Annotated in this window: 5 protein-coding genes; 4 read left to right on the top strand and 1 reads right to left on the bottom strand. The window is 74.0% G+C overall.

Translation table 11 applies throughout. The features are described from left to right. The first annotated feature begins 79 nt into the window (after positions 1 to 79). From ACFXB5_RS29595 to ACFXB5_RS29580, 4 genes are read left to right on the top strand one after another with little or no spacing between them, the layout of a single operon-like run. Positions 80 to 1,858, top strand: a complete 1,779-nt coding sequence (locus ACFXB5_RS29595; RefSeq protein WP_385213271.1) for an asparagine synthase-related protein — start codon at positions 80 to 82, stop codon at positions 1,856 to 1,858. Beyond that, positions 1,855 to 2,145: a PqqD family protein gene (locus ACFXB5_RS29590; RefSeq protein WP_385213268.1), complete on the top strand. Its 291-nt coding sequence runs from the start codon at positions 1,855 to 1,857 to the stop codon at positions 2,143 to 2,145. Before ACFXB5_RS29595 ends, ACFXB5_RS29590 begins: the two co-directional genes overlap by 4 nt. Then, on the top strand, positions 2,142 to 2,696 hold the full coding sequence (locus ACFXB5_RS29585; RefSeq protein ID WP_385213265.1) for a lasso peptide biosynthesis B2 protein: 555 nt from the start codon (positions 2,142 to 2,144) through the stop codon (positions 2,694 to 2,696). The genes ACFXB5_RS29590 and ACFXB5_RS29585 overlap by 4 nt, the downstream gene beginning before the upstream one ends. Continuing rightward, a complete protein-coding gene (locus ACFXB5_RS29580; protein ID WP_385213262.1) occupies positions 2,693 to 4,435 on the top strand; it encodes an ABC transporter ATP-binding protein in 1,743 nt (580 codons plus the stop codon). Before ACFXB5_RS29585 ends, ACFXB5_RS29580 begins: the two co-directional genes overlap by 4 nt. 41 nt (positions 4,436 to 4,476) lie before the next feature. On the opposite strand, the gene ACFXB5_RS29575 is transcribed toward ACFXB5_RS29580, so the two are convergent. Beyond that, positions 4,477 to 6,537: an ATP-binding protein gene (locus ACFXB5_RS29575; RefSeq protein ID WP_385213260.1), complete on the bottom strand. Its 2,061-nt coding sequence runs from the start codon at positions 6,535 to 6,537 to the stop codon at positions 4,477 to 4,479. Between the last annotated feature and the right edge of the window lie 381 nt (positions 6,538 to 6,918).

Here is a 6,918-nt window from a genome sequence, read left to right as displayed (position 1 = left end):
AAAACACCCCCCCCGGCCCCAACACATACGGCGCCCTAAACCCCCCCCCACGCCCCCCGCCTCCTTCGGGCGGGAGCGGATGCCGCTCGGCCCCGCCGGACAGCGGCGGGGCATCAGGTACCGGCTGGACCATGTGGTGAAAAGGGGTGCTCTGTTGCTGGTCGGGGACTTTCTCGGAATCTCCGGTCGGGTGGATTTCGACGCCGCCGACGCGGAAATCGGGCTCGCCCACCCGCCGTTCGCGGGCCGGGGAACACCGCCGACGCCTCACCGGGCGGTGCGGCGACCGGCCCCGGACGCTTCCCCCCAGCCGGTGGAGACCGGCCCCGGGGAGCATCTGCTGCTGTCCGGTCCGGTGACCCGTCCGGCCACGGACGGATGGCAGCGGCGGATCGCGGATCTGGTCCGCGAGGGCCGCTATGCAGAACTCGCGCGGCTGCCCGGTGAACTGTGCGGGGCCCTGGTGACCGCGCGCAAGGTGACGCTGTTCCGGAACCTCGTCAGCACCGAGGGGCTGCTGTACCGCAGGGACGGCCCGGTGGTGCGGTGGTCCACCGACCCGGCCGACCTGCTCGACCGGGAACGCGAGGAGTTCAGCCGGCAGGCCATCTGGCGGTGCTGTCGCGGCGACGAGGTCTTCATCTACCACGGGCTGACCCCCGTGCGCCCCGGCGAGCTCGTCGTCGCCGACCGAACGACCCTGTCCACCGTCCGCTTCGACGCCCTCACCCCACTCGACCTGCCGCGCCGCACTCCCCTGGCCCAGTACGCCGAGCTCGCCTACGAGATGCTGCTGCGGGAGGCCCGGGCGTACGTGGGCGCGGGGCGGGTCGGAGTCATGGTCAGCGGCGGGCTGGACTCGGCGGCCGTGCTGTGCGCGCTGGTCGAGGCCGGCGCCGATGTGGTGGCCTACCACCATGTGGTGGACGATCCGCTGGCCGACGAGTCCGCGTACGCGCGAACGATCTGCGACCACCTGTCCGTTCCGCTGGAGATGGTCAAGGCGGGCTACGACGGCGACTTCCCACCGCGCGAGCGCTCCTTCTCCCACCCCTTCCTGAATGTGGGATTTCCCTGGCTGGAGCAGCTGGCGGAGCGGGTGCACGGCGACGGCATCAGGCTGCTGGTGTGGGGCAGGGACGGCGACCTGCGGTTCGGCCCGCTTCGCTACGGTCTGCACGACGCCCTGGCCGGAGACATCCCGTTCCGCGAGAGGGCGGCGCTGTGCGCGGGTCTGATCAGCTCCCGCTGGGAACTCCCGCGGATCGTCCGCACCGCCTCCCGGTCCCGCTCGCTGTTCGATGACATCCGGTCCGGCGGCGGCCTCGCCCGGGCCACGGATTTCCTCGAACCCGTGCCGGGCGTCCCGGACGATCCGTTCGCGGACGTACCGGCCGAGGACGACTACTCGGTCAAGGACGCCTGCGCGCATCTGACGTCATGGCGGCCGCGCGGAATCATGATGTGCGACCCCCTGGGCTCCCGGGACCTGCGCAGGCTGGCCGCGCGGATGCCCGACGCGTATCGGATGATCCCCTACCAGGGGCAGGTGATCACCAAGCCGGTGCTCCGGCTGCTGCTGTCCACCCGGCTGCCCGCGCCCGTATGGCGCCGGTACGGACGCCTGTGGATGTCCTCGGCGCACAAACACCGCGCCCTGGCCGACGCAGGCGTCTTCCATGAGCTGATGGGCGGGCCCGACTCCCGGCTCGTCCGCATGGGTGTGGTGAACCCGGAGCGGCTGGCCGAGGTGCTGACCGACCCGCACCGCAGGCGCCGCAACGCCGAGACGCTGGTCCACGCCGCCATGACCGAGATCTTCCTGCGTCACTACGAGGGAAGGACCCCACGACCGTGAACCCCGCTCCCCCTCTGCTGCGCCTGGCCGACCACGCCGTCTTCGATCCGACCGACGAGGCCGGGGTGATCCTCGACACCCGTAAGGACGTCTACCTGGCCCTGAACGCGACCGCGACGCTGATGCTCGGTGCCGCCCTGCGGTTCGGCACCCTCGACGAGGTGGTCGCTCACCTCGGGGAACTGGTGGAGGCACCGAGCGGCACCCTCGAAGCCGGCGTCACCACCCTCGCGCACCAGCTCGCCCAGCACGGTCTGCTCGCCCCCGCCGCGGAGGAGCGACCGTGAGAGCCCTCACCAAGCCCCTGGCGGACTGGGAGTTCTTCCTGACGGACCCCGTCCCGGACGCGGCGCCGCCGGGCGTGCCACCGCTGTTACGGCTGCGCGCGCTCCGGGCCACCGCCGTCACGGCGTGGACCTACCGCCGTCGCGGCTGGAGCGGGGCCCGCCTGCTCCTCGAAGGAGCCCGGCCGGCCCCGGGCGCCTGGCGTCCGCGCGAACTCCACCCGGACGTGAGCGTCCTCCTGGCCCGACGACAGGTGTTCTGGTCCCAGTCGGTGCTGCGGATCCTGCTGCCCCGGGCGGACTGCCTGCCCCGCTCCCTGGCCCTGGCCCGCTGCGTGTCGGCTCTGGGACTGCCCGCCGAGGTCTGTGTGGCCAGGGCGCTGACCAGCACGTTCGAGAAGGACACCTTCCATGCCTGGACCGAGATCCACGGCATCGTGCTCAACGACAACCAGGACGTCACCGTGGGCTATCGCGTACTCCAGCGCATCGGCTCCGCCCATCTGACGGACGCTCCGACGGCGTCCGGGCCGCGGCGGGGGCTCACCTCGTGAGCGGCGCACCCGGCCACCGGCCGTCCCGGCTGTGGCCGTACCTCGCCCCGCACCGCGGCCCGCTGCTGGCGGTCATGGGGCTGTCCCTGGTCTCGGCGGCAGCGGCCCTCGCCCAGCCGCTGCTGGTCCAGCGGACGCTGGGGGCGGCGAGCGGGGGCTCCGGTCTCGGCACCGCCCTCGCCCTCCTGGTCGGTGTCGTGGTGGCGGCCGCGGCCCTGGAAGGAGTCCAGCGCTATCTGCTCCAGCGCACCGCGGAGGGCGTGGTCTTCATGGCCCGCCGCACCCTGGTGGAGACTCTGCTGCGGCTGCCGGTCGGGGAGTTCGACCGGCGGCGCACCGGAGACCTGATCTCCCGGGTGGGCGCCGACACCACTCTGCTGCGGTCCGTGGTGACCGGCGGGCTGGTGGACCTGGGCTCGGGCGTGGTGGTCGCCCTCGGTGCCGTGGTCCTGATGGGGAGCATCGATCCGCCACTGCTGGTGGTGACCCTGCTGTCGGTGGGGGCCGGCGTCGTCGCCGTGGCCACGGTCTCGCGCCGCGTCCGGCACCTGAGCGGCCAGGCGCAGCAGGCCGTGGGCGCCATGACGGCCTCCGTCGAGCGGGCGCTGACCGCGGTACGCACCATCCGAGCCGCCCGCGCCGAGGAACGTGAGGCCGCGCAGGTCGGGCGGAGTGCGGCGGCCGCCTACGAAGCCGGGCTCCGGGTGGCCCGCCTGGAGTCGCTGGCCACCCCCTTGACCAATGTCGCGATGCAGACGGCCCTGCTGTCCGTGCTGGGCTACGGCAGCGCCCGCGTGGCATCGGGTGCGGTGGACGTGGCGGACCTCGTCGCGTTCGTCCTCTATCTCCTGCTGTTCGTACAGCCCATGGCCCAGGCGCTGCAGGCGTACACCACCTTCCAGGCCGGGCTCGGGGCGCTCGCCCGGATCGAGGAGGTGCGGGCCCTGCCCACCGAACCCCGGGCCGGCTCCGTGGCCGTCCACCGTCCTGTCCCCGTCGGCCCGGCGCACCGGCCGGCCCTCGCCTTCGAGAACGTGGACTTCGACTACCCCGACGGCACACCGGTGCTGCGCGGCGTCAGCCTGGACATCCCGCGGGGCTTCCGGGTCGCGCTCGTCGGGCCCTCCGGCGCGGGCAAGAGCACCTTGCTCGCCCTCGCCGAGCGGTTCTACGAGCCCACGGCGGGCGCCGTCCGCCTCCACGGGGTCGACGCCCGTGAACTGCCGCTCTCCGTACTGCGCGGCCAGCTCGGCTATGTCGAACAGGACGCGCCCGCGCTGGCCGGCAGCCTGCGGGACAACCTGCTGCTGGGCGCGCCCGACGCCGACGACGCCACCCTGCTGCGCGTGCTCGCCACCGTGAACCTGTGCGGTCTCGCCCACCGCACTCCCCAGGGGCTGGATGCCCAGGTCGGGGACGGCGGAGTGTTGCTCTCCGGCGGCGAGCGCCAGCGGCTGGCCATCGCCCGCGTGCTCCTGGCGGCGCCACCGCTGCTCCTGCTGGACGAACCGACCGCCAGCCTCGACGCCCGCAACGAGGCCGCTCTGGCCGAGGCGATCGACTCCGTCTCCGTCAACCGCACGGTGCTGGTCGTGGCCCACCGGCTGGCCACGATCGTCCGCTCCGACCTCATCGTCGTACTCGAGGAGGGCCGGGTCGTCGCCCGCGGTACCCATGCCGAACTCCTCGACGCCTCGCCGCTGTACCGGGAACTGGCCGGACGTCAGCTTCTCGTCTGAACCGAAGGGGCGGCCGGGGGACGGGAGGGGTCGACGCAGGGCTAACGCAAGGTGGGGGACGCGTCGGCGGCGTCGCTGTCGCCCCGGGCCAGCGCCGCGCCGAGCCGGGCGCGCGCCTGCTCGTCGCGCTCACCGGTGCTCGCCGCGACCGCCTCGGCCCTGACGTGGTAGACGACGGCTTCGTCCGGACGTCCGGCCCCGCGCAGCGCCTCACCCAGGCCGTTGAGCGCGGACGCCTCGCCGTAACGCTCGCCGATCGTACGGAACAGGCGGAGGGCCTGCCGGTGGTGATCGGCGGCCACGAGAGGCAGCCCCTGCCGCAGATAGACATCCCCCAGGCCGGTCATCGCGTATCCCTGGCCCCCGTGGTGGCCGAACCGGCGGAAGAGCTCGAGGGCCTGACCATGGTGGTCGGCCGCCGCCTCGTAACGGCCTTGGTGGAGCCGCACAGCGCCGAGGTTGGTCAGCGTGCGGGCCCGGCCGATCTGGTCGCCCGTCACGCCGTGCAGCTCCAGTGCCCGGCGCTGATAGGCGTCGGCCAGGTCGTACTCCCCCCGGCGCTGGCACACATTGCCGAGGTTGGTCAGGGTGCGGGCCTGGCCGACCCGGTCGCCCAACTCCTCGTACAGCGACAGGGCCTGCTGGTGGAGTCGCGCGGCGGACGGATGGTCGCCCGACCGCCAGTGCACATTGCCCAGGTTGGACAGCGTACGGGCCTGGCCCGCCCGGTCGCCCGACGCGCGATGGAGGATCAGGGCCTGCCGCAGATGGACGGCCGCCGATCGGTACGTGCCGAGCCGCCAGTGGACGACGCCGAGGTTGGTCAGCGCGTGGGCTTGGCCGGCCCGGTCACCGATGTGCTCGGCCGCGCGCAGCGCGTGGGTGTGGAACGACAGCGCCTCCATGTGGTGGCCGCCGTCCAGGTGGCGGAAGAGCACGGCGGCCAGGCCCACGGCGTATCCGGCCCGGTGCCCGTCCGCGGCCAGGGCACAGACCGAACTCATGACGGGGATCTCGGCGGACAGCCAGGCCCGGGCCGCGGCCTGGTCCCGCATCGGCGGGACCGATGCCGCCGTGGGAGCGGTGCCGGGGCGGTGGTGCCGCTCGGCGGGGTAGAGCGTGTCCATCGCCACGGTGGCACCGGCCAGGTAGTGGTCGAGCAGGCGGGTGCCCGCCGCTCGGCGGTCCTCCTCCTTGTCGTACGTGAGCGACAGACGGTCCGCATAGGCGCGCAGCAGGTCGTGCATGGCGTACCGCCCGGGTCCGGCGGACTGCACCAGATGGGCCCGGGTCAGCAGGGCGAGCCGGCGGCCGGCCCGGTCCACGTCCTCGCCGGTGAGGGCGGCGGTGGCGTGGACGCCGAAGTCCGGCCCCGGGTGCAGGGCGAGCAGCCGGAACGTCCGGGCGGCCGCGGAAGGCAGATGACGGTAGGACCAGAAGAACACCGACCGCACGGTGGCACGGGAGTCCCCGCCGGCGTCCAGCAACTCGAGCCGCCGTTGCTGGTCGCTCAGCTCCGCCACCAGCTCGGACAAGGGCACTCCCGGGCGGGCGGCGGCCAGTTCGGCCGCCACCCGCAGCGCCAGCGGCAGCCGTGCGCACTGTTCGGCCAGCACGGCGGACGAGGTGTGGTCCTGCTGGGCCCGGTCGCCGATGAGCAGGCGCAGCAGCGCGATCGCCTCGGCGGGGAGCAGCGGGCCGAGCTCGATCCGCTGGGCGCCGTGCAGCGCCACCAGACCGGCCAGGCTGTCCCTGCTGGTCACCAGCACCGCGCAGGAGGGCGTGCCCGGCAGCAGCGGGCGCACCTGCTCGACCGAGAGGGCGTTGTCGAGCACGACGAGCATCCGGCGGTCGGCCATCTCGGTGCGATAGCGGCTCGCCCGCTCGTCCGGGTCGAGAGGTATGTGCCGACCGCTCAGCCCCAGGGCGCGCAGAAAGCGGGTGAGTGCGTCCCCGGAGGACAGCGGCCGGTCCGGGTCGTAGCCGCGCAGATTGACGTAGAGCTGCCCGTCGGGAAACCGGTCGCGCGCCCGATGCGCCCAGTGGACGGCCAGCGCGGTCTTCCCGGCGCCGGCGGTTCCGGAGATCACCGAGATCGTCATGGTCGCGGGTCCGGGCGCCCGGCCGTCGGGCCGCTCGTCCCCGGTCCAGGGCCGGTCGAGCGCGGTCAGCTCGGCCGATCGGCCGGTGAAGCCGTGGACGTCCGCCGGGAGTTGAGCGGGCGGGGCGGGAGCGGGGGTCGGGAGGGGCGCGTCCGGGCTCGTCGGTTGATCGTCCCCGGGGCGGGGTCGGGGGACGGATCCCGACGCGGGCCCGGGGCCGGGTTCGCGTCCGGATACACGTCCGGATTCGGGCCCGGATTCGGGCCCGGGGACGTCCGGAATGGCGTCGGGCCCCCGGGGTGGCGGTCCCCGGGGGGCGGGCGCGCGGGCCCCCCGGCTCCCCGCCCCCGCCCCCCCCCCCGCCGGGTAGGCGGCGGGCAG

Source organism: Streptomyces sp. NPDC059455 (assembly GCF_042750115.1).
Lineage (GTDB): Bacteria > Actinomycetota > Actinomycetes > Streptomycetales > Streptomycetaceae > Streptomyces > Streptomyces endocoffeicus.
The sequence above is the reverse complement of the archived record's forward strand: the minus strand, read 5'-3'. Positions and strand labels throughout refer to the sequence as shown.